General features: G+C 59.7%; 19 protein-coding genes. 9 read left to right on the top strand and 10 right to left on the bottom strand.

The genetic code is table 11. The features are described 5' to 3' along the window. Positions 1–254 precede the first annotated feature (254 nt). The 3 genes from ACB028_RS18705 to ACB028_RS18695 are packed head-to-tail and all read right to left on the bottom strand — an operon-like array spanning position 255 to position 2,934. Entirely contained in the window at positions 255–1,286 is a 1,032-nt protein-coding gene (locus tag ACB028_RS18705) for a DUF2955 domain-containing protein (RefSeq protein WP_167565534.1), read from the bottom strand. Next, on the bottom strand, positions 1,276–2,400 hold the full coding sequence (locus ACB028_RS18700) for an HlyD family secretion protein (protein WP_151286438.1): 1,125 nt from the start codon (positions 2,398–2,400) through the stop codon (positions 1,276–1,278). Before ACB028_RS18700 ends, ACB028_RS18705 begins: the two co-directional genes overlap by 11 nt. Positions 2,401–2,439: 39 nt before the next feature. After that, a complete protein-coding gene (locus ACB028_RS18695) occupies positions 2,440–2,934 on the bottom strand; it encodes a permease (RefSeq protein ID WP_151286439.1) in 495 nt (164 codons plus the stop codon). A gap of 319 nt (positions 2,935–3,253) precedes the next feature. Here ACB028_RS18695 and ACB028_RS18690 point away from each other — a divergent pair, with 319 nt between their 5' ends. Together ACB028_RS18690 and ACB028_RS18685 are read left to right on the top strand one after the other, a co-directional pair. Next, positions 3,254–3,508 carry a helix-turn-helix domain-containing protein gene (locus ACB028_RS18690; RefSeq protein ID WP_042878568.1) on the top strand — a complete coding sequence of 85 codons (255 nt, stop codon included), beginning with the start codon at positions 3,254–3,256 and terminating at the stop codon, positions 3,506–3,508. Further along, entirely contained in the window at positions 3,508–4,827 is a 1,320-nt protein-coding gene (locus ACB028_RS18685) for a type II toxin-antitoxin system HipA family toxin (protein ID WP_266135150.1), read from the top strand. Before ACB028_RS18690 ends, ACB028_RS18685 begins: the two co-directional genes overlap by 1 nt. 492 nt (positions 4,828–5,319) lie before the next feature. Here ACB028_RS18685 and ACB028_RS18680 read toward each other — a convergent pair whose 3' ends face one another. Both ACB028_RS18680 and ACB028_RS18675 read right to left on the bottom strand, forming a co-directional pair. After that, positions 5,320–5,937 carry a LysE family translocator gene (locus tag ACB028_RS18680; RefSeq protein WP_371144926.1) on the bottom strand — a complete coding sequence of 206 codons (618 nt, stop codon included), beginning with the start codon at positions 5,935–5,937 and terminating at the stop codon, positions 5,320–5,322. Between the two features lie 7 nt (positions 5,938–5,944). Then, entirely contained in the window at positions 5,945–7,045 is a 1,101-nt protein-coding gene (locus ACB028_RS18675) for an NADH:flavin oxidoreductase (protein WP_371144925.1), read from the bottom strand. A 115-nt stretch (positions 7,046–7,160) separates the two neighbouring features. Between ACB028_RS18675 and ACB028_RS18670 the strand changes: the two genes are divergently transcribed. Further along, positions 7,161–8,093 (top strand): LysR family transcriptional regulator, encoded by a 933-nt coding sequence (locus tag ACB028_RS18670; RefSeq protein WP_371144924.1) that lies wholly within the window; start codon positions 7,161–7,163, stop codon positions 8,091–8,093. Positions 8,094–8,199: 106 nt separating this feature from the next. Here the strand turns inward: ACB028_RS18670 and fhuB are convergent, their stop codons facing one another. From fhuB to ACB028_RS18645, 5 genes are all read right to left on the bottom strand, one after another. After that, positions 8,200–10,182 carry a Fe(3+)-hydroxamate ABC transporter permease FhuB gene (fhuB, locus tag ACB028_RS18665; RefSeq protein WP_371144923.1) on the bottom strand — a complete coding sequence of 661 codons (1,983 nt, stop codon included), beginning with the start codon at positions 10,180–10,182 and terminating at the stop codon, positions 8,200–8,202. Next, positions 10,179–11,072: an ABC transporter substrate-binding protein gene (locus tag ACB028_RS18660; RefSeq protein WP_371144951.1), complete on the bottom strand. Its 894-nt coding sequence runs from the start codon at positions 11,070–11,072 to the stop codon at positions 10,179–10,181. Before ACB028_RS18660 ends, fhuB begins: the two co-directional genes overlap by 4 nt. Before the next feature lie 31 nt (positions 11,073–11,103). Next, on the bottom strand, positions 11,104–11,868 hold the full coding sequence (locus ACB028_RS18655; protein ID WP_371144922.1) for an ATP-binding cassette domain-containing protein: 765 nt from the start codon (positions 11,866–11,868) through the stop codon (positions 11,104–11,106). A 46-nt stretch (positions 11,869–11,914) separates the two neighbouring features. Next, the gene (locus ACB028_RS18650; protein ID WP_371144921.1) at positions 11,915–13,561 is read right to left on the bottom strand and encodes a multidrug ABC transporter permease/ATP-binding protein; all 1,647 of its coding nucleotides are present in this window, start codon (positions 13,559–13,561) and stop codon (positions 11,915–11,917) included. Between the two features lie 83 nt (positions 13,562–13,644). Then, positions 13,645–15,741: a TonB-dependent siderophore receptor gene (locus ACB028_RS18645; RefSeq protein WP_371144920.1), complete on the bottom strand. Its 2,097-nt coding sequence runs from the start codon at positions 15,739–15,741 to the stop codon at positions 13,645–13,647. Positions 15,742–16,124: 383 nt separating this feature from the next. On the opposite strand from ACB028_RS18645, the gene mioC reads away from it, so the two are divergent. From mioC to ACB028_RS18615, 6 genes are all read left to right on the top strand, one after another. Continuing rightward, positions 16,125–16,574 carry an FMN-binding protein MioC gene (mioC, locus tag ACB028_RS18640; RefSeq protein ID WP_042025374.1) on the top strand — a complete coding sequence of 150 codons (450 nt, stop codon included), beginning with the start codon at positions 16,125–16,127 and terminating at the stop codon, positions 16,572–16,574. 508 nt (positions 16,575–17,082) lie between these two features. Further along, entirely contained in the window at positions 17,083–18,972 is a 1,890-nt protein-coding gene (gene mnmG, locus ACB028_RS18635) for a tRNA uridine-5-carboxymethylaminomethyl(34) synthesis enzyme MnmG (RefSeq protein WP_124239393.1), read from the top strand. 8 nt (positions 18,973–18,980) lie between these two features. After that, positions 18,981–19,607 carry a 16S rRNA (guanine(527)-N(7))-methyltransferase RsmG gene (rsmG, locus tag ACB028_RS18630; protein ID WP_026455864.1) on the top strand — a complete coding sequence of 209 codons (627 nt, stop codon included), beginning with the start codon at positions 18,981–18,983 and terminating at the stop codon, positions 19,605–19,607. Positions 19,608–19,633: 26 nt separating this feature from the next. Then, complete coding sequence (locus tag ACB028_RS18625) at positions 19,634–20,437, top strand: ParA family protein (RefSeq protein WP_026455863.1); 804 nt, start codon at positions 19,634–19,636, stop codon at positions 20,435–20,437. Continuing rightward, on the top strand, positions 20,434–21,342 hold the full coding sequence (locus ACB028_RS18620; RefSeq protein WP_354688683.1) for a ParB/RepB/Spo0J family partition protein: 909 nt from the start codon (positions 20,434–20,436) through the stop codon (positions 21,340–21,342). The genes ACB028_RS18625 and ACB028_RS18620 overlap by 4 nt, the downstream gene beginning before the upstream one ends. A gap of 190 nt (positions 21,343–21,532) precedes the next feature. Then, positions 21,533–21,943: an ATP synthase subunit I gene (locus ACB028_RS18615; RefSeq protein ID WP_042025370.1), complete on the top strand. Its 411-nt coding sequence runs from the start codon at positions 21,533–21,535 to the stop codon at positions 21,941–21,943.

Raw genomic sequence — 21,943 nt, 5'->3', positions numbered from 1 at the left:
GACCAGCTACAAATCAGGAATCCCTTTGGGGATGGTTAACCATAAACCGGGGCAGTCATCATTGCCTGGGTAGTGTTTCTTAAAAAAATAAGAAAAATTACATCATTCCTATGATTTTTATAGCCATTTACAGTCATACAATCAGATCTATCACATCGATTGATCGATTAACCCTCGCTTGCCAATAAAAAGAGCCCCTGATTTCTCAAGGGCTCTTTTTTTATGACTACGGCTGAAGCAGTAGAGGCAGGTTCTCAGCCAGGGTGGTGGTCGGCTCGCTGCACTGCCACCTCGGCAGGCGATCTGGGCTGCATGATAATCAGTGCCATTACCCCGAGGATCACCGCCAGCATCACCGAGCCGAAGCGGATCATGCCATCGCTCAGCGCATCGATGCTGGTCGAGGTAATCGAGTAGAACACCAGCACGACATAGCTTGAATAGAGCAGCTGAATCGAGTTGTAACTGGCCTTTCTCTCGACGGCGTGGATCCCCATAAACAGGGCGCACACCAGAGTGACCCCCAGTTGCCCAATCAGGTTGGTTTGAAACACGCACATGATCAGGGGCGGCACGGCATAGAGCACGCTGGCATAGGTGGTCAGCAACCGCCGGATACCGTAGTTGTGCCCCAGCGCCGGATTGGGATCCTTGATGATCAGCGCGACCACGATGGCAATGATGGTGCTCTGCTCCAGATCCAGGGTGATGCCGACACAGAGAGTAGCCAGCACCAGCACCGCCTTGAACAGAGTGTGCCAATCCTGATGAGGCGTCTTGCCTGCACTGCTGGCTGCTGCAGAGGCATCCGTTAACGGCTCACCACCCGGGAAGATGAAATAGGCCAGATACGCGGTAAACCCTGCCACGAAGATGTTCTTAAGCAACGCCAGCGGTATCTGGTCGACCGAAATCCCCTTCTGTTTGACGAACACCGCAATCATGGCCGTCGCCACGATGAGCAGGATTGCTATCAGGTCCTGCGCGTTTTTTCGGGTGCGATCCATGCACCAGTAGAAGACGCCCAGCAGCGCGAGGTAATAGACATGGGGGTAATCCAGCAACAAGGTTGCCAGCCATGCCTGTATCCAGGAGGTCAGATACAAGACCCCGGCCATCAGAAACACCATGATGAGCGGTGGCGGGTTATGGGTGGTGGTGAGAAATACCGCGCACATGGCCGGGGCCAGCAGCGGTAAATCCGTACCAAAGACAAATTGCCAAAACAGCAGCAGCACCGGAAACAGCGCTACCCGCAGCAAGGCATTGGCTGGACTATGAAACATAGCTTATGTAGCTCCATGCCCATATCCAGATATCTGCCAACCGCTCACCCAGATAGGACTCTCCCGGGTAGAAGGCGACGACAGCACGACCGCCGAAGCGCGGGTTCACGCCGGGCGGAAGGTCATCAAACTGGATATTGACCGGGAAGCGCTGGGCGCTTGGCTGGGAGGTAGGGGAATCCAGCAACCCAGTGCCGGTATTGACCTGCAGGCTGCCATTGCCACTGCTGCCAAAACCGATGGAAGTGATCTTGCCGGTGAAAACCTGGCCCGGATAAGCATCAAACACCAGCTTGACGGCATCATCCCGCTTCAAATAGGCCAGCGAGTTCTCCCGCACCATGGCGGTCAGCCAGAGCTTATCGGTATTGATAAACGTCAGCAGCGGCTGGCCTGCGCTGGCATAGTTGCCTTTGGCCAGCGCCAGATTGGTAATGACACCATTGGCGGGTGCCTTCAGCTCGGTGTGTTCGAGATTGAGGCGGGCCTGGGCTCGCTTGTTGAGCACGGCCTGAATCTCGGGGTTCTCTTCACCGCGCGGGCCAATCTCAAAACGGGCCTTTTCCAGCGCAGAGACGGTTTGCGCCAGATTGGCCTCGGCGGTTTGCAGCTGGGTCAGGCTGTCATCCATGGCTGCACGGCTGATGGTGCCCTTTTTCAGCAGGGCCCGATATCGCTCCACCTGCAATCTGGCGTTGTTAGCAGCAGCGCGGGCGGAAGCCTCATTGGCTTTCGCAACCTTGATGGAGGCAGAATCGGCATGGTATGACTGGGCAGCCTGTTGCAAAGCGAGCTCGGCCGCCTTCTCCTCCAGCTCAAACGGCGCTTTCTCGATGGTGACCAGCAACTGCCCTTTCGACACCTCATCGTTATTGGCGGCATGGATGCTGGCCACCGGGCCGGATACCTGCGGCGCAAGACGGATCACCTCGCCATTGACTCTTCCCATATCGGTCATGGGGGTCACCCGATCGGCCCACAGGCTGTAAATCCAGAGAATAAAAACCGCCAGGAAAATACCATAAGTCAGCGAACGGGCCTGCTTGGTCTTGTCCTGTGCAGCAGGCACGGTAGCGGCCGTTTTCTCGGTTGCCGCGCTCTTCGGATCACTCATGAGGGTTATTCCTTTTCTGAAATAAATGGGGAGGCAGAATCAATCCAGAAGGCTAACTTTCTTAAAGATCAGATTCTGTTTGGTGCGATATTCAATAAACAGGGTGATAACAAAAGCAAATCCACCGACCAGAATGGCGGCCCAGAAGCTGGAGACGGCCATTTCACCCATGTATTTGGTCCAGATCACCGCCAGCGCCACAAACCAGCCGAACAGGGCAGCACACTGGGTAATCGCTATAGGCAGCATGGTGCGCAAAAACGAGGGATTGAAGCTGCTTTGCAGCGCAGGACGAGCCTTGTGCAGATGGTTGACGAACAGCTTGGCGGTGATCAGCGACAGTATGATCCCCAGACCGAAGGTCAGGGATACCGCCTCCCCCCACACCGATGTCTGCTCGTGGGCAATGGCATTGACCGACAAGGGTACAAAATCGACCCCCTTGAAATGCCAGTGTGCAATCAAGCCGTTGATCACACCGTTAATCAAGCCTGCGACAAGAGAGTCCTGAAGCCGGATATCTGGTTTTGACATTAATTAACTTCCTCATCACTGAATATAAAAATGGCTACAAATGCGAAGAACCGGCTAGAACTATCATCTCACAGCCGCTCGAACTGACTGTTGATAATACTCGTTTCTTTCGGATCCTGTTATGTCAGTACACAGCCTACATTAACTCGGATGGCTCAAGTTTCTCCCCTGCTAACCTCCTGCTTACCCGCTATATAGGATAAATCTTAAATACTGCCTATAGCGTGTAAACAACCTTTACCCGCCACAGCAGGTAAAACTTGATGTACCTGCCATAGCGTGTAAATTGGAAGAAGGCACGCTACCAGGTTGTCGAATCATGAAAGTAACCAGCGCCAAGCAGCTGAGCGCCTGTATCAAGGATGCCAGGCTTTCTCAAAAGCTCTCTCAAGGCAAAGTGGCCGAGAAAGTAGGGATTAGGCAAGACACAGTCTCCAGCTTCGAGCTCAATCCTGAGTCCACCAAGCTGGAGACCCTGTTCAAGATCCTCGCGGCACTCGAATTGTCACTGGACATCAAACCCCGCAATGAGTCATCCGAGAGTCCGGCATCGGGCTGGAAGGAGGAGTGGTAATGGCCAATCTGGCTGTCTACATGAACGGCTATCGGGTAGGCACATTCACCAAAACTACCAGCGGCGCCCATCAGTTTCAGTACCATGAGTCATGGCTAGCACAACCGGGCAGCCGTCCCATCTCACTCTCCATGCCATTGCGCCATCAGGCCTACCGGGGCGATGAAGCCTATAACTTCTTTGACAACCTGCTGCCAGATAATACAGAGGTGAGGAATAGGGTTGTAGCACGCTATCAAGCGGTATCAACCCAGCCCTTCGATCTGCTCAGTTGCATTGGCCAGGATAGCGTAGGGGCATTACAGCTGGTTACCGAAGGGCACGATGTTCCAGATGTCAGGCGAATCGACTACAAGGCACTTTCCGATGACGAGCTCGAGCAGATCCTGACCAGCTACAAATCAGGAATCCCTTTGGGGATGGTCAGGGAGCAAGAGGAGTTCCGGATCTCTATCGCCGGGGCGCAAGAAAAGACTGCACTGCTCTATCTCGATGGCCGTTGGTACTTGCCACTCAATGCAACGCCGACAACCCACATAATCAAACTCCCTATCGGCAAGATTGAAAGCCACTCCTACTCGATAGACCTCTCCCAGAGCGTAGAAAACGAATATCTCTGCACTCTGATTGCCAAGGAGTTTGGTCTACCCGTACCTAACTGCTTCATGATGCAGGTTGGCCAGGTCAAAGCACTGGCTGTGGAACGCTTCGACAGACGTTACGCTGCCGATCCCAGTTGGATCATGCGCCTTCCCCAAGAAGATTTCTGTCAGGTATTGAATGTTCCGTCAGCACGGAAATACGAGAGCCATGGAGGACCAGGGATCACTGACATCATGAAAACCTTGCTGGGCTCTGTGACACCAGAACAGGATCGCTACCTGTTCATGAAATCTCAGGTCCTGTTCTGGCTGCTGGCGGCCACCGATGGCCATGCAAAGAACTTCTCGGTCTTTATTGGACCGGAAGGGCGTTTTCGCCTGACCCCTTTTTACGACATCCTATCTGTCTATCCAGTGTTTGGCGGCCGAGGCCTCAACCGAAGGGACGCCAAGCTCGCTATGGGCCTAGCAAGCAGCAAGGGAAAGAAATACGCCATTGAGCAGGTATTCCCGCGTCATTTCTTCCAAACGGCGAAAGCTGTGGGATTTGAGCGTTCTGCTATGGAAGAGATCCTGACAGAACTGGCCAACTCCGTTGATGATGTTATTGAGCGTGTTACCCAGCAATTGCCAGCGGGCTTCCCCGATGCCATCAGCAGCACCATTCTAGAGGGCCTAAAAGCCCGCTCAGCCAGGCTGATAAAGGGCTGGGATTAAATTGGCGGTATGTGGGATGATTGCACGGTTAGCCAAACCACCTATGTGAAGTTTGCACGGTTCGAAGAGTAAAAGCGGCTTTCTAGGCACCGGACGATGCTATAGTCGGTTCAAAATATGTTCAAAACTCACCTAAAAAGCGGCTTTGACTGCGTGTGGTGGCATCGCGTTGATTCATATGGGAAGGCTGCACGATCGAGAATGGACTATGTGGGAACGCTGCACGATGGCAGAAACCCGTGAGCGGCCTCTCAATATGCTGTTTTAGTTACTTTTACCCCAAGTGGCCCCCGAAAAGTCACTAACATATTGAAGATAATAGATTATTTACATTCTGTATCGGCAAGTAAGGCCGAACTACAACGCCGGGAGCCGGCAAGAAACAGATACCGTTTGATGGCATCCCCATCTTCTCGCGGCTCCTGACGCCTCCTGATAACCCTGTCTGCCATGGTTTGAACACCATGGCGGACAGGGCTCCCTCGATTGATATCAACCCCCGACTAGCCAGTAGCCGGCGACGCCCATCATCAGCAGGGAAGAGACTCGCCCCAGCAGGTCCCCGCGCCCCTGCCCCTGTAACAACCGATTCGCCCGCTGCCCACCATAGGCATAGAGCAGCAGGTTGACGCACTCGATCAGGATGACCAGGGCGACAAACAGCATGGTCTGCAACTCGGTCGAGAGGGCCGGGCTGATGAAGGGCGGCAGCAGGGTCATCATGAAGAGCCAGGACTTGGGGTTGGAGATGGCGACGGTAAAGCCGCGCAGCACCAGTCCAGGGCGGCCGCTGTCCTCCTGGCGGGTCGTCCCCGCCTGCCCGCCGCCGCGCCAGCTCGCCACCCCCATCCAGAGCAGATAGAGGGCGCCGAGGTATTTAAACCCCTGCATCAGGGCCGGCTGCTCGGCCAGCACCCGGGTGTAGCCGAGCAAGGCGGTGAGGGCGATCAGCCCCACCCCGACCAGCTCGCCAGCGATGACCCACAAGGTGCGGCGCAGCCCCAGACTGGCGCCAAAGCTCATGGCCAGCATCATGCAAAGGCCCGGGGAGACCGAGATGAGAAAGAAGGTCGGGATAAACATCAGCAGCAGGGTCCACTCGCTCATCATACCCCCCTCAGGCCGCATCGCACGGGGCAAGCACCCCCATGCCGGCCAGGTAGTCGAGGGCGCTTGGAGTGAAGCCGATCTCCGCGAGCTGCGCCGCCGTGAAGGGGGCGCGCTGCAGCGGCAGGCCGCGGCTCACCCGTTCCATCCAGTCCGGATTGCCGATGGCCGCCGTGCCCACCGCCACCAGATCGGCGCCGCCGGCCAGAGCCAGCTCGGCCGAATCTGCGTCGTGGATCTTGCCCGCCACCATGAGCGGCACCCGCCCGGCCAACCCGACCCGCACCGCCTCCAGCAGGGCGCCGCCGTCGGGATCCCCCGCCACCGCCTTGAAGCTGTCCCCCATGGAGAAGTGCAGGTAGTCGATCCCCTCATCCGCCAGCAGGTGCGCCACCGCCAGCTGATGGGGCAGCTCGATGCCCTGGATATGGGCATAGCTCTCGGGGGAGAGGCGCACCCCGACCAGGAAGCCCTGGGGCAGGCGGGCGCGGATGCCGCGCACTATCTCCACCAGGATCCGCGCCCGGTTGGCGATGCTGCCACCCCAGCGGTCGGTACGCCGGTTGTGCAGGGGGTTGAGGAAGTTGCAGAGCAGGAAGTTGTGGGCGGCGTGCAGCTCGACCCCGTGCAGGCCGGCGCCATGGGCCCGCTCGGCGGCGCGCACGAAGGCTTCAATGAGCGTAAGAATCCCCTCCTCCGTCAGCCCCTTGACCCCGAGGGGGTAGCGCCCACCCGGTGCCAGCTCGCACGGTCCGACCGGCGCCCCGTCGTTCAGTTCGGGCAGGGCCCGCATCCCACCGTGATGCAGCTGCACCAGCGCCCCGGCCTGCCGCGCACTGTCGGCCAGGGCCGTGAAGGCCTGCTGCTGGGCGTCGGTCATCAGGGCCGGCTGCCCCGCCCAGCAGCGTCCGCCGGGCTGTACCTGGGTGGCGGCGGCGATGAGCAGGCCGAAACCGCCCCGGGCGCAGCGCGCCAACCAGTCGAGCTCGGCCTGGCCGGGATCGCCGTCGGCGCCGCTCATGTTGTGGGTCAAAGGGGCCAGCACGGCCCGGTTCTTGAGCCGCAATCCGGCCCGTTCGAAGTGGAAGCTGTCGCCAAGTGCCTTGTTCATCACCCTCTCCCGGGATCGCAATGGAATGTCGCCACTATAATCCCGGGCACTCAGGATATAATCAGGCTTACAAGCAAGGCATTCATTCCCAGCAAGACACAATAGGCCGCCACACATGAGTCACCACAAGCTCGACACCCTCTACCTGATGCGCCTGCTGGTCGCCATCGTCCGCTGCGGATCCTTCGCCGCGGCGGCGGCCCACCTCGGCATCACCCCGAGCAAGGCGTCCAAGGATCTGCGCCACCTGGAGCAGAGCCTCGGCAACACGCTCCTGAGCCGCACCACCCGCCGGGTGCAGTTGACCGACGCGGGGGAGCTCGCCTACCACCAGGCCGACCAGATGATCGCCCTGCACGAGCAGCTGCTGGACGGCCTGCAGCGCCGCCGCTCGGCACTGTGCGGGGAGCTGCGCATCACGGCGCCGGATCTGTGGGGCGAGGTGGTGCTGACCCCTGTGCTGTTGCGCTTTCGCGCCGACCACCCCGAGGTGCGGATCATCGCCGATTTCAGCAATACCCCGGCCGACCTGCTGCGCGACAACCTGCACGTGGCGTTTCGCAGCACCGAGCTTGGCACCCAGCCCTATCTGGCGCGCCCCATCGCGGTGGACGATCTGGTGCTCTGCGCCAGCGCCGACTACCTGGACCACCACCCGCCCTTGAGCGAGCCGCAGGATCTGCAGCAGCACCCCCTCATCACCCGCTGCCAGGAGTACAGCCGCCACGAGCGCTGGACCCTGCTTGCCCAGGGGCGCGAGATCCCGCTGGAAGTGGCGGGCGAGCTGGCCTTCAGCAGCAAGAAGGCTGCCCACCAGGCGATGCGCCAGGGGCTGGGGATCGCCCGCCTGCCGCGCTATCTGGTGGCGACCGAGCTGGCCGAGGGGGGGGTGCGCGAGGTGCTGCCCGACTACCGTCCCAAGGGGGCCAACTTCTACGCCCTCTACACCCAGCGCCGGGCCGAGTCGGCCCTGGTCGGCCACTTCCTCGACTACGTCATCGAGGCGCTAGGGAAAACACAATCCGGACATCCGGACGATAACCAATAAGAAGAGGGAGGCATGATGCCTCCCTCTCCGCTTTGCCGATCACTCAGCCCCGTGATTTTTATCCCTCGCTCAACGTTCGATTTGTACTCATTTTTCAAACCACAGGCTAGATCCTGCGCAGGCACCACATGAAGTAAGCGCCCCCTAACATGGTGGAGACCAGGCCCACCGGTACGTCCTGCGGAAACAGGATCTGCTGGCCGATCCAGTCGGCCGATACCATCAGGAGGGCTCCGGATCCGGCGGCGCCGAGCAGGTGCCAGCGCGCCCGCACCAGCCCCATCAGCTTGGCCATGTGCGGTGCCAGCAAACCGACGAAGGAGAGCGGCCCCACCACCAGAGTGGCACTGGCTGTGAGCACGGCCACCAGCAGCAGGATGACAAGCTGGGCCAAGCTCAGGCGAATGCCGAGCGCGGTGGCTACCGCCGCCCCCATCGGCATCAGATCGAGCCAGCGGCTGATCAGCAGGCAGGCCGCCAGCATCAGGAGCGCCAAGCCCACCAGCGCGGATGCTACTGGCAGGGTGACGTAGTAGGTGGAACCGGACATCCAGGAGAGCAGCTGCTGTACCCGCAGGTCGCCGTTGGCGAGCGCGATGGCCTGCAGCGGCTCGAACAGCGCCGTGATGGCGATACCGGAGAGCAGGATCCGCTCCGGCTGAAAGCCGTGTCTGCGGTTGATCGCCACCAGCAGCAACAGGCAACCGAAGGCGCCGACCAGCCCTCCCAACAGCATAATGGGCAGCGGCAAGGCGGGCAGCAGCAGCGCCGTCCCTATCACTCCCATAAAGGTGCCACCACTCACCCCCAGCAGCTCCGGGCTCGCCATGGGGTTGTTGCTGACCCGTTGCAGCAGAGTGCCCGCCAGCGCCAGCAGCACGCCGGCCGCAGCGGCCGCCAGGGTACGCGGCAGTCGCCATTCCAGCTGGGCCTGCCATCTGAGCCAGCTTGGCCAGCTCCAGCCATGCATCCCCTGCCCGAACAGCAGGGAGATCAGGATGGCTGCCAGCAACCCGAGCAGCAGCAGGCCGATGAGACGAGCCGGAGCCGGGTGACGGGTCACCAGCAGGGCGGCATTTGCCTTCGGCGTGTCAGACTTGATGCCAAGGCGCGGGATCAGCCAGAGCAGCAGTGGTGCGCCCAGCAGCGCCGTCATGGCGCCGGTCGGGATCAGCACGGGCCAGAAGCGGCTCAGGGTCTGCAGCAGCAGATCGGTGGCCGTCAGCAGCAAGGCTCCCAGGACAGGCGCCCACAGCAGCCGCTGGGTAAGTCGCCGAATGCCCAGCAGTCGCACCAGGGCGGGGGCCGCCAGCCCGATAAAACCGATCAACCCCACCACGCTCACCACGCAGGCGGTGATGAAGACAGCCAACCCCAGACCGGCGAAGCGCAGATGCTGAAGGGAGACCCCCAGGTTGCGGGCACTGGCATCATCCAGCTCCAGCACCGCCAGCGGGCGCACCAGCACAGCGGCCAGCACACCGGCCACCAGCAGCCGCGGCAGCAGATAGCTGACCCCGCTCCAGCTGTTCTGGACCAGGGAGCCGCTGCCCCACACCAGCAACCCTTTCAGCTCCTCCTGAAAGAACAACAGCAGCCCCATACTGATGGCCGCCAAGTAGAGGTTGATCACCAGACCGGCAAACACGATGACCACGGGATTGAGCTGACGGCGCCAGGCCAGGGCGAACACCAGCGCCATAGCGAGGCTGCCACCAGCCATGGCGATCCACTCCCGCCCCAGCAGCAACCAGGAGGGGGCGAACAGGGTCACCATCATCAGAGCCAGCTGAGCGCCGGAGGCGACCCCTAGGGTGGTCGGCGAGGCAAGCGGATTGCGCAGCACCTGCTGCATCAGGGTACCCGCCAACCCAAGGGCGGAGCCGGCCAGCAGGCAGATGGCGAGACGGGGCAGCCAGCTGAAATAGACCACAGCCTGGCGGGCATCCTCCAGTTCGGGCGAGAAGAGGCTCTGCCACCAGAGTGACGCAGGCAACTGGCGTGACAACTCCCAGCAAATCAGCAAGAGGGTCAATCCCAGCAGGATCAGGGAGGGCCGCCGCAGCGGCAACGGGAAAAGGCGCGTCATCTTGGCTCTCCTCCGGCCCTGGCATCCTGCAGCAATGCCTCGCTGAGCAGGGTGGCGAAACGGCGGGCGGCGATGACGCCACCAAAACTCCACACCGCGGGCAGATGCAGCACGGGCGCCTGCTTGACCAGTGGCAGGTGCTGCCACAATCCGGGTTCCTGCAGCCGCTCGTTCACCCCGACGGGAATGGGGTCGACCACCACCAGCCGCGCCTCGGGGAAGGCTAAAAACTGCTCGATGCTGGCCACCGAAAAGCCCCAGGCATTGGTCTGCCCGGTCCAGGCATTGCGCAGCCCGAGCCGCTGCATCACAGCCTCGAACAGGCTGTCGCGACCAAATACCCGCACATGACGCTCGTCGATGAACTGCACCACCAGCAGAGGGGGAATATCGGCGGGCAGAGTGGCTTTCATCTGCGCCAGATCCGAATCCAGCCTGGCCAGCAGCTCCCTGGCCTCGGCGGTTTTGTTCACCAATCCGGCCACAGTCAGGGTCGCCTCGTGCAACCGTTGCCACAGATCGCTGCCGGGTTCATAGAGGGCGATGGACTGCACGGGGGCGATGCGGGACAAGGTGGCGGTCAAAGGCTCCGCCAGTGGAGATATCAGGATGCGATCGGGTTTCAGCTCGGCCAGCAGCTCGCGGTTGGGTTCGGCCCGCAGGCCTATGTCTACCACTGCGACAGGTAGCCTGGGTTCACCGACCCAGGCATGGTAGGAGCTGACATCCCCCACTGCCAGCGGCGTCACCCCCAGCGCCAGCAGGGTTTCGGCTATGGTCCAGTCGACGGTAGCGATACGGGGCGTCCCGCTGCCGACCTCTGTGGCAACGGCTTGCGGTTCGGCCAGCGCTGCATGTGGCAGCAGCAGGCTGACGAGGCAGGGAGCCATCTTCAAAAAACGATTCAAGAGAGACCCCCTGTTAGACGATGGCAATGGCGTGGTCATGGGCCGGGTGGCGAATGACCTCCATCGGGATGCCATAGATGGCGTGCAGAGTCTCGCGAGTCATGATCTGCCCGGGCTCGCCGTGGGTCAGCAGGCGGCCGGAGTGCAGCGCCACCAGCCGATCGCAGAAACGGGAGGCCATGTTGATGTCGTGAATGACGATGATGACCCCGATGTTGAGCTGACGACTGAGCTGTTTGACCAGGGTCAGCACCTCCACCTGGTGAGCAACATCCAGCGCTGCCAGCGGCTCGTCCAGCAGGATGAAGCGACTCTCCTGGGCCAGCAGCATGGCCAGCCAGACCCGCCCCCGTTCGCCACCGGATAGGGTGTCCACCAGTCGGTCGGCAAAGCGTTCGGTATGGGTGAGGGAGATGGCCCTGTCCACCTGGCGACGATCTTCCTCTCCCATGCGGCCCAGCAGGCCGCGCCAGGGGTAGCGCCCCATCTCCACCAGCTCCCGGCCGAGCAGGTTCTCGGCGCTCGGCAGATGCTGGGGCAGATAGGCCACCTGGCGGGCAAAATCCCGATTGCCCCATGCCTGCAACGGCTTGTCATCGAACCGGATCTCGCCACCACTGAGCGGCTGCTGGCGGGCCAGCAGCTTGAGCAGGGTGGATTTGCCCGAACCATTGTGACCGATGAGGCCATAGACCTGCCCCTGCTCGAAGCGCAGATCGGTGGGGTGCAGCAGCGTGCGGTCATTGACCGCAAAGCTGGCTGATTTCATCTCAAACATAAGCTTTACCTGTGCTGGCCAAAGGCCAGTCTCATCGCTGCCGGCATCAGGCCGGCACCTCGCAATCCAGATGGGCGACCGCATCCCGGCTCACCTGCTCGCGCCGCTCACCGGTCAGTTCGCTGAGCCGGCCCTGACGCATCTCCAGCAGGCGATCCGCCAGGGAGAAGTAGTGATCGTCGTGGCTGATGGCGATCACCGTCTTGCCCATCTCCTTCAGTCGTGGCAACAGCACCTGATAGAAGATGCGGCGGAACTGGGGATCCTGATCCGCTGCCCACTCGTCAAACAGCATCACCTCGCGCTGCTCCGCCAGTGCCAGCAGCAGGGCAACCCGCTTGCGTTGACCCTGGGAGAGGTCGATATCGGAGATGAAGTCCTCCTTGATGGCAAGCTTGCTGTCCATCTGCAGCCGCTCCAGCCACTCGGCGATCAGCGCGTCCTTCGGTTCCGGCCCCAGCAGGTGCTGGAACAGGTGGTAGTCGGTAAAGATGGCGGAGAAGAGCGCCAGATAGGCGTTGCGATCGGTAACCGGCTCGCCATCCAGCAGGATCCGGCCAGAAACAGGCTGATAGAGGCCAGTCAGCAACATGGCCAGAGTCGATTTGCCGGAACCGTTGCCACCGATGATGAAGATCTGCTCCCCCTTCTCGATGGTGAGATCGATGGGGCCCACGGCAAAGCCGCCCTCCCCCTGATAGTGAAAGCTCACCTGCTCCAGCTCGATGCGCCGCCAGGCGCGGGTGGCAGGCGGCAGCGGGAAATCGGGTTCCGGCTCGGCCAGCGCCAGAGCGCCAATCTTGTCGAATGCCACCTGGGCGGCAAGCAGGGTCGGCAGCGCACCAATCCCCTGCAACAAGGGGGTGCGCAGGAACAACAGAGTCAGGGCAAAGGTGGCGGCCACATTGGTGTTGGCCCAGCCCAGGCCATTGGCCAGGAAGAAGACCAGACCGATGGCTCCCAGCATCATGATATTCGACCAGTTCACCGCGCTCAGGTGATAGGTGTCGGCACGGATGATCTGCTGGCGGTAATCCTGCGCATTCTGCAGATAAAGCTGGTGGTAGACGAAATGGGCCCGTTCACGGTTGAGCGCCAGCTCCTTGCTGCCGGCGATGATCGCCTGGTAGTTCTGATAGAGCCGATCCTCAGCCTGACGCATGCGGGAGAGGTGGCGATAGACCCGGTTGACCAGCAGCCAACCCACCACCATGGTGACGGTGACCCAGAGGGTGGTGACGCCGAGCAGGGCCGGCGACAGCCAGCCCAGGTAAATGGCCGATCCCAAGGTGAGCACCAGCCCCTGCACCAGCTCCGGCAGGCGCACGAAGGCGATGGTGATCTGGCCGATGTCGCTGGAGAGAGAGGCGAGTAATGGCCCCTGCCCTATCTGGCGGATGCGGCCGACATCGGTATCCAGCAGCTGCTTGAGCAGACGGCCGCGCAGCCGGTAGACAAAATGATGACCAAGGGTGGTCAGGGCCAGCTGGGAGCCGAGGGTGATCACCAGCAGCAACAGAATAAGGCCGATCAGCTGGCAGAGTACCGGTAGCGGCTCACCAACTGATTCGATAAGAGATTGATTGATAAAGGCTATCACGCCAATTCCGCTGACGGCACTGAGCAAGCTGAGCAGAACAATGGCGAGAAAGGGCCAACGGTATTGGCGGTAAACCAGAGACAAAAGTTCCATAAAGGACCGCTATTTCAGGGGAATGCTCAAAACAAGATGCCGGGAAAAACAGGGCGGGAACCTCGGCCCCCGCCCTGCCTTCATTACCAGCGGTAGTTGATGCTGCCCACTACGCTGCGCGGTTCGCCGTAGTAGCAGTAGTAGTCACAGCTGGCCACATAGGTTTCACCCAGCAGGTTGTTGACGTTGATCTGGGCTCGCCAGTTCTTGGCAAAGTCATACCCGATCATCGCATCCCACACGGTATGAGCCGGCACCTCGGCAGAGCCATAGATGGGGTTGTAACCGGCATCCACGGCACCAATACCGACGCTGGAACCGACGTAACGCACGCCGGTACCCAGCTCGAGACCCGATGCCACACCCTGCTGCACCTTGTAGTTACCCCAGAAGGAGGCCATGTGGCGCGGGATCAGGCTGGCACGACGATCGCCGTTGCCGGTGTCGTTGGTCTTGGCATCGGTATAGGTGTAGGCGGCGGTCAGGCGCAGCGCGTCGGTGGCCTGTACGCTTCCCTCCAGCTCGACGCCACGGGAGGTGACTTCACCCGCCTGGGTCTGCTGGCCGGATCCTGTAGAGACAAGCGAATTGGTCTGCGCCAGATCGAACAGGGCCAGGTTGATGTAACCGTCGAGGAAGGCAGGCGCATACTTGATGCCGGTTTCGTAGAGCTTGCCCTCGAGCGGCTTGTAGGAGCTTCTGGTATTGGGATCGATCCCCGGCAACACCTCGAACGACTCGGCATAGGCCACGTAGGGAGAGAGGCCGTTATCGGCCAGGTACATCAGGCTGCCGGAGAGGGAGAGCTCGTGGTCATACTGCTTCTCGTCCTTGGTCGCGTTGGTGTTGTGGGTCTCCACATAGTCGAAACGGCCACCGGCGGTCAGCAACCAGCGATCATCCCAGCGGATCTGGTGCTGGGCATAGAAGCCGCTCTGGCCCTTGGTGCTCTTCTGGTGGGTGGCGGTAGACTCGTCAAACCCGGGGAAGCCGCTGTAATCAGGGTGGAAGGTGTTGATGGATCCCATGCCGTAGTTGTCGGCCTCGACCCCTTCGTTGACATGGCGCTGGAGATCCACCCCCAGCAGCAAGGTCTGCTCGGTACGATCCGTGTTCCAGTAGCCCACCATCTGGTTGTCCATGGTAGCGCTCTTGGTATCGCCATCGCGGTAAACCAGGCCACGGTAGGCAGTGGTACCTTCATAGGTGGGGAAGATATAGGTCTGGCGCAGCAGCAGATCGTTGTAGTTGAAGCGGACGTTCTGCTTGAACTCCCAGGTCTGGTTGAGCTGGTGGGCCAGCTCGTAGCCGGCGGAGATCTGGGTGTTGCGGTTGCGATCGTAATCCGGCTGACTCAGGTTGGTAGCGGGATCGATCTGGCCACCCGAGGTATTGAGGGTACCGTAGACCGGGAAGAAGCCGTTGGTGGGTATCCCTTCGTCGTGCTTGAAGCTGGCCAGCAGGGTCAGGCTGGTGCGATCCGAGATATCCAGGGTGACGATCGGCGCCAGATAGACGCGATCGTTGTAACTGCCGTTCAGCACGCCGTCCCGTTCGCTATAGAGGGCGACCATGCGATAGCGGCTGTTGTCGGTCAGCGTATCGGAGACATCCACCCCGATTTGTCGGTGATCCCGGTTGCCCAGCTGAAGATCCACCTGCCCCTGGGGAGTAGCAGTCGGTCGCTTGCTGATGGCATTGATCACCCCGCCGGGAGGCGCCTCGCCGTAGAGGATCGAGGCCGGGCCTTTCAGCACTTCCACACTCTCCAGACCGAACGGTTCCGGCGTCCAGACATAGTAGCCGGTGCTGAACAGACGGTTGCCATCGAGATAAGAGGCTGCATCGAAGCCGCGCACCTTGAACCAGTCGGCATCGGTATCGGCACCATAAGACTGGGAGAGCACGCCGGAGCGATAGCGCAGCGCCTCGTCCAGCTTCAGCACGGCGTGCTGGTCCAGCTCTTCACGGTTAACCACTGAGACGGCGCGAGGCGTCTCGGCCATGGGCACTTCCACCTTCATGGCGGTCCCTGTGACCACCATGGTTTCACTGGCCTTGGGCAGCTCGGCGGGAGTCTGTTCGGCCATCACAGGCAGAGAGGCCAGCAGGCCGGACAGCGAGAGCATACCCAGCCCTCTCTTTCTGCAGAGTCCTGTAGTGTTTTTTTGCGCAATCATATTAAGTCTCGTATATCAATGAGTTATGTTGTTTTAATTGTTATTTTTGGTCGTTTTTAGCGACATCACCCTGTTCCGTGGGTGAATAAAGCAGCGCAATCCTACTACAGGAAACAGCTCAATCGATATAGTTATTAGCAATCATTACCATCCGCATTAGCTTCTTGTGGGCGCCTTGCCAGCCGATCTCGCCGCCAGAAGGAGTCATCAGGAGCGCCCCGTAAAGAGAGGCATATAAGGAAGCAGAACAGGGCCCAAAGCCCCCGGATCCAGATCGCCGTTCTGGGTGGATCCATTATCCCCAAGCTTTATCCATATTTATCCACACCCTTTGGCGGTAGAATCCGTCTCTTCCTTTCTTGTCTGAAATCAGGATCCATTCCATGGCCAAACTCAATATCGTCGTCGGCTCCATGCTGGGCGCCGCCGAATATGTCGCAGACCACGTTGCCAGCCTGCTGGAACAGGCGGGCCATCAGACCAGGATCCACAACCCGGCCCGACTGGCCGAGGTGCTGGGCGAACCAGAGGAGATCCTGCTGGTGGTCACCTCAACCCACGGCGCCGGTGATGTGCCTGACAACCTGCAGCCTTTCGCCAGGGATCTTGCCGAGCAGCGTCCGGATCTCGATAACCTCAGGTATGGCGTGATCGCGCTGGGTGACAGCAGTTATGACACTTTCTGCCAAGGCGGCAAGACGCTGGATCATCTGCTGAGCGAGTGTGGTGCCAGCCGGATCGGCGAGCGGCTCGACATCGATGTGACCCAGCACGAGATCCCGGAAGATGCGGCGGAAATGTGGATCCGGGAGTGGATGGCGATGATCGCCTGATCAGGAGCGGGAGATCCGCAAAAAAATGCGATCTCCCGACTTATCCCCAGATCGGCTATCCACCAGGTTATTAACAGCCGGATCCGGATAAGTTGTTCTACAAGGTTACCCACAGCAACCGTCAGTTTTGTGAATAACTACAGATTTAACCTCTGTAAAACCTATAGTTATCCTATGAATTAGATCCAGACCCACCTGGTGTTGTGTATAAACACAAGGGTTGTCCCCGGGTTTAAAGGGGTAGGATCCAAGCTTTTCCACAGTCATGGATCGTTCTTAACTGAATGATCTTTATGATCAAAAAGTGCTTATCAACAGAAGCGGCGGATCCTAATAAAAGATCCAGTAAAAGATCGATCTAAAGATCCTTAAGATCTAATAAGCAGATCCTCCCTTCATACTGAACGTTAAGTAGACGTTCCCCTCAGGACGCTAAACAGATAGAATGATCCGCCCTTTTAGCCCAGGCAGAGAAAGATCTTCAGGCGTGCAGATCAAGGTGATCCCAATGCAATACCATGAACAATTTGATGTGATCGTCGTCGGTGGCGGTCATGCCGGAACAGAAGCAGCAACAGCGGCGGCCCGCATGGGCATGAATACCCTGCTGCTCACCCACAATATCGATACGCTGGGGCACATGTCCTGCAATCCGGCGATCGGCGGGATCGGCAAGGGACACCTGGTCAAGGAAGTTGACGCACTCGGCGGGATCATGGCGCGTGCCATCGATCTTGGCGGGATCCAGTTCCGCACCCTCAACTCTTCCAAGGGCCCGGCGGTACGCGCCACGCGCGCCCAGGCGGATCGTCTGCTCTACAAGGCGGTCGTGCGCCAGATGCTGGAGAACTACCCTAACCTGAAGATCTTCCAGCAGGCCTGTGACGATCTGATCATGGACGGGGATCGCGTCGCAGGTGTGGTGACCCAGAGCGGGATCCGCATCAGTGGCAAGACAGTGGTACTGACCGTCGGTACCTTCCTGAACGGTTTGATCCACATCGGGATGGAAAACTACAAGGGTGGTCGCGCCGGGGATCCTCCCTCGATCGCATTGGCCCAGCGCCTGCGTGAAATGCCGCTGCGCATCGATCGCCTCAAGACCGGCACGCCGCCTCGCATCGATGCCCGTAGCGTCGATTTTTCCGTGATGCAGGCGCAGCACGGTGACGATCCGCGTCCTGTGTTCTCCTTCATCGGAGATGCCAGCCAGCATCCGCGCCAGGTCCCCTGCTACGTAACCCACACCAACGAGCGTACCCACGACGTGATCCGCAACAATCTGGATCGCAGCCCCATGTACGCCGGAGTGATCGAAGGGATAGGCCCCCGTTACTGTCCCTCCATTGAGGACAAGATCACCCGGTTCGCTGACAAGACCGCGCACCAGATTTTCGTCGAGCCGGAAGGCCTGACTACCCATGAACTCTATCCGAACGGGATCTCCACCAGCCTGCCATTCGACGTGCAGGTGCAGATCGTCCGTTCGATCCGTGGCTTCGAGAACGCCCACATCACTCGCCCCGGCTATGCCATCGAGTACGATTTCTTCGATCCGCGGGATCTCAAGGCGAACATGGAGAGCAAATGCATCCCCAACCTGTTCTTCGCCGGCCAGATCAACGGGACGACCGGTTACGAAGAGGCGGCAGCCCAGGGCCTGATGGCCGGTCTGAACGCCGCCCTGCGTGCCCAGGACAAGGATCCCTGGCATCCGCGCCGGGATCAGGCCTACATGGGCGTGATGATGGACGATCTCTCCACCCTGGGCACCCGCGAACCCTATCGCATGTTCACCAGCCGTGCCGAATATCGCCTGCTGCTGCGGGAAGATAACGCCGATATCCGTCTGACCACCATCGGTCGTGAACTGGGTCTGGTCGACGACGAGCGCTGGAGCAAGTTCAACGCCAAGATGGAACAGGTGGAGCTGGAGCGTCAGCGCATGCGCTCGACCTGGATCCACCCGCAACATCCGTCTCTGGAGGCGGTCAACGCCCTGGTCAACACCCCGCTGACTCGCGAGCAGAGCCTGGAAGAGCTGCTGCGTCGTCCCGAGGTAACCTACGATGCCCTGATGGCCATCGACGGGGTCGGTCCGGCCATCGCCGATCCGGCTGCCGCCGAGCAGGTGGAGATCCAGATCAAGTACGCCGGTTACATCGAGCGCCAGCACGACGAGGTGGAGAAGCAGCTGCGCAACGAGAACACCCTGCTGCCGCTGGATCTCGACTACCGCGATGTAAACGGCCTCTCCAACGAGGTGAAAACCAAGCTGAACGATGCCAAGCCACAGACCATTGGTCAGGCCTCCCGCATCTCGGGGATCACCCCGGCAGCCATCTCCATTCTGCTGGTTCACCTGAAAAAACACGGCCTGCTGCGTAAAACCGCCTGAGGAATCCCATGTTGGAAAGATTGAACGGCCTGCTCATGCAGGCCGGAATTGTTATCACCGATACCCAAAAGAGCCAATTGGTGCAGCTGGTCGAGTTGCTGCACAAGTGGAACAAGGCTTACAATCTCACCTCGGTGCGTGATCCGGACGCCATGCTGGTCAAGCATATTCTCGACAGCCTGGTGGTGAGTCCCCACTTGCACGGGGAACGCTTCATCGACGTGGGCACTGGCCCCGGCTTGCCTGGCCTGCCGCTGGCGATCATCAATCCGGACAAGCAGTTCGTGCTGCTCGACAGTCTGGGCAAGCGGATCAACTTCATCCGCCAGGTCATTCTGGAGCTGGGGTTGACCAACGTCACGCCAGTCAAATCCCGGGTGGAAGAGTATCAACCCGAACAGGGATTTGACGGTGTGCTCAGCCGGGCCTTCGCCTCGCTGGAAGACATGCTGAGCTGGTGTCACCATCTGCCGTCAGCACAGGGCTGCTTCCTGGCCCTCAAGGGACAATATCCCGAACAGGAGCTGGCCCAGTTGCCTGCCAATATCCGTCTGGTAGCCTGTCACGAGTTGCGGGTGCCGGAACTGGAAGGGGAACGTCACCTGCTGGAATTCAAACATATCCAGCCCGAATAGGGTCGCAGTATCAATTAGGGGATCGTGTGGGAAAAGTCATCGCCATAGCCAACCAGAAGGGTGGGGTGGGTAAAACCACCACTTGTGTGAACCTGGCCGCCTCCATGGCTGCCACCCGGCGCAAGGTGCTGGTGATCGATCTGGATCCGCAGGGCAATGCCACCATGGGCAGTGGCGTCGACAAGTACGATGTCGAGCGCACCGCCTATGAGCTGCTGATCGAAGATGCCCCCATCGGCGAGGTGATCATCCCCGAAACCACAGGGGGCTATCACCTGATCGCCGCCAACGCCGACGTCACGGCGGCCGAAATCCGTCTGATGGAGTTCTTTGCCCGCGAAATCCGCCTGCGCAACGCGCTGGCCTCGGTACGGGACAAGTACGACTACGTCTTCATCGACTGTCCGCCCTCTCTCAACATGCTGACGGTGAACGCCATGGCGGCCGCCGACTCGGTGCTGGTGCCCATGCAGTGCGAATATTACGCGCTGGAAGGGCTTACCGCCCTGGTCGATACCATCAGCAAGCTGGCGGCCGTGGTCAATCCGGATCTCAAGATCGAAGGGGTGCTGCGCACCATGTTCGATCACCGCAACCGGCTGGCCAATGATGTGTCCGATCAGCTAAAACAGCATTTCGGTGACCGGGTCTACCGCACCATCATCCCCCGCAACGTAAGACTGGCAGAGGCGCCGAGCTTCGGTGCCCCGGCCATGCACTATGACAAATCATCGGTGGGCGCCAAGGCCTACCTGGCGCTGGCCGGCGAGATACTGCGCCGCCAGGAACAGGAGCGTCAGGCGACCATCGCAGACCGAGAGAGCATATGACTCTGAAAAAACGTGGTCTGGGCAAGGGGCTGGATGCCCTGCTCAGTACCAGCACGGCTGCCCGCCAGAAACAGGTGATGAGCGATCAGCGCACCGAGCAGGCCATGGCCCCCGCCAACCAGGGGGAGCTGCGCAAGCTGCCGGTGGAGTGGTTGCACTCCGGCAAGTACCAGCCGCGTAAGGATATGTCGCAGGATGCACTGGAAGAGCTGGCCAATTCCATCCGCGCCCAGGGGGTGATCCAGCCCATCGTGGTGCGCCCTGTCGCCGAAAAGTCTTTCGAAATCATCGCCGGGGAACGACGCTGGCGTGCCTCCCAACTGGCCCGTCTCGAAGTAGTTCCCTGTATCGTCAAGGATGTGCCCGACGAGTCGGCGGTGGCCATCGCCCTCATCGAGAACATCCAGCGCGAAGATCTCAATGCCATCGAAGAGGCTGTCGCCCTGCAGCGGCTGCTGACCGAGTTCGAACTCACCCACCAGCAGGTGGCCGAGGCGGTAGGCAAGTCTCGCACCACGGTCACCAACCTGCTGCGCCTCAACCAGCTCAACGATGACGTGAAGCGCTTCGTCGAACACGGCGATCTCGACATGGGCCATGCCCGTGCCCTGCTGGCCCTGAGCGGCCAGGCTCAGTCCGAGCTGGCCAAGCTGGTTGCCCAGAAAGGGTTGACCGTGCGAGATACCGAGAAACTGGTGAAAAAGGCGTTGGAGCCGGAAAAAGTCAGGGTGGAAACGGCACGCGATCCCCAGTTTGGCTACCTGGAACGCCAGCTGGCGGAAAAAATTGGTAATCAGGTACAACTTCAGCCTGGCAAGCGGGATAGCGGAAAGTTAGTAATTAGTTACGAGAACTTGTCCGATTTGGACCGTATATTGGGCTATTTTGGCGTGTCGGAATCGTGATTTTTACGCTTTTTGTAGTAATAAAACATCCATTCCTTTTGATATGTACATAACCTGAATTTAGCGCTGAAAGCCGCAAAAAATAAGGATTTTTGTCATATTGCAATAGCTGCCCTCAAGGGTATAATTTGACCGGCTTTAAGAGCTGTTAACATGGGGTCTTCGGATCCCGATTTTTTACAGTTCTGTAATGTTCAGGGGTACGTTGGTGAAGCAGAAAATAGCCTTGGAAGGTTTGACACTGGCCTTGGTTATGCTCGTTTGTCAGCTGGTCCTGATCCTGGCGATGAGTGCCGTCTGGTATTACCTGACTGGCGCCAGCGCTGGTTACTCATCCCTCTATGGAGGGGGGATGTACTGGGTTCCTCAAGCCCTGTTTACGGTCTGGGTATTGCGCCGCAAGGTGGATGCCGAGAGTGTAGGCTTGGTCTTGCGGGACTTTTATGGTGGGGCAGGGATTAAGCTCATAACTACAACAGGACTCTTTGGCCTGCTGTTTGGTGCAGGTGTTGAAGTGCATGCCGCTTCGTTCTTCACCACTTATATCCTCGCCCTCGTTGTACAGTGGATGGTCTCATTCACACTTAACAACCACTATTAG

It is taken from the genome of Aeromonas sp. S9(2024) (assembly GCF_041403185.1).
Classification (GTDB): Bacteria; Pseudomonadota; Gammaproteobacteria; order Enterobacterales; family Aeromonadaceae; genus Aeromonas; species Aeromonas enteropelogenes.
The sequence above is the reverse complement of the archived record's forward strand: the minus strand, read 5'-3'. Positions and strand labels throughout refer to the sequence as shown.

What these genes read in the sequence shown, in the direction of transcription:
- ACB028_RS18705 (WP_167565534.1), bottom strand. Translation starts at nt 1,286, where the DNA reads ATGTTTCATAGTCCAGCCAATGCCTTGCTGCGGGTAGCGCTGTTTCCG.
- ACB028_RS18700 (WP_151286438.1), bottom strand. Translation starts at nt 2,400, where the DNA reads ATGAGTGATCCGAAGAGCGCGGCAACCGAGAAAACGGCCGCTACCGTG.
- ACB028_RS18695 (WP_151286439.1), bottom strand. Translation starts at nt 2,934, where the DNA reads ATGTCAAAACCAGATATCCGGCTTCAGGACTCTCTTGTCGCAGGCTTG.
- ACB028_RS18690 (WP_042878568.1), top strand. Translation starts at nt 3,254, where the DNA reads ATGAAAGTAACCAGCGCCAAGCAGCTGAGCGCCTGTATCAAGGATGCC.
- ACB028_RS18685 (WP_266135150.1), top strand. Translation starts at nt 3,508, where the DNA reads ATGGCCAATCTGGCTGTCTACATGAACGGCTATCGGGTAGGCACATTC.
- ACB028_RS18680 (WP_371144926.1), bottom strand. Translation starts at nt 5,937, where the DNA reads ATGATGAGCGAGTGGACCCTGCTGCTGATGTTTATCCCGACCTTCTTT.
- ACB028_RS18675 (WP_371144925.1), bottom strand. Translation starts at nt 7,045, where the DNA reads ATGAACAAGGCACTTGGCGACAGCTTCCACTTCGAACGGGCCGGATTG.
- ACB028_RS18670 (WP_371144924.1), top strand. Translation starts at nt 7,161, where the DNA reads ATGAGTCACCACAAGCTCGACACCCTCTACCTGATGCGCCTGCTGGTC.
- fhuB (WP_371144923.1), bottom strand. Translation starts at nt 10,182, where the DNA reads ATGACGCGCCTTTTCCCGTTGCCGCTGCGGCGGCCCTCCCTGATCCTG.
- ACB028_RS18660 (WP_371144951.1), bottom strand. Translation starts at nt 11,072, where the DNA reads ATGGCTCCCTGCCTCGTCAGCCTGCTGCTGCCACATGCAGCGCTGGCC.
- ACB028_RS18655 (WP_371144922.1), bottom strand. Translation starts at nt 11,868, where the DNA reads ATGTTTGAGATGAAATCAGCCAGCTTTGCGGTCAATGACCGCACGCTG.
- ACB028_RS18650 (WP_371144921.1), bottom strand. Translation starts at nt 13,561, where the DNA reads ATGGAACTTTTGTCTCTGGTTTACCGCCAATACCGTTGGCCCTTTCTC.
- ACB028_RS18645 (WP_371144920.1), bottom strand. Translation starts at nt 15,741, where the DNA reads ATGATTGCGCAAAAAAACACTACAGGACTCTGCAGAAAGAGAGGGCTG.
- mioC (WP_042025374.1), top strand. Translation starts at nt 16,125, where the DNA reads ATGGCCAAACTCAATATCGTCGTCGGCTCCATGCTGGGCGCCGCCGAA.
- mnmG (WP_124239393.1), top strand. Translation starts at nt 17,083, where the DNA reads ATGCAATACCATGAACAATTTGATGTGATCGTCGTCGGTGGCGGTCAT.
- rsmG (WP_026455864.1), top strand. Translation starts at nt 18,981, where the DNA reads ATGTTGGAAAGATTGAACGGCCTGCTCATGCAGGCCGGAATTGTTATC.
- ACB028_RS18620 (WP_354688683.1), top strand. Translation starts at nt 20,434, where the DNA reads ATGACTCTGAAAAAACGTGGTCTGGGCAAGGGGCTGGATGCCCTGCTC.
- ACB028_RS18615 (WP_042025370.1), top strand. Translation starts at nt 21,533, where the DNA reads ATGTTCAGGGGTACGTTGGTGAAGCAGAAAATAGCCTTGGAAGGTTTG.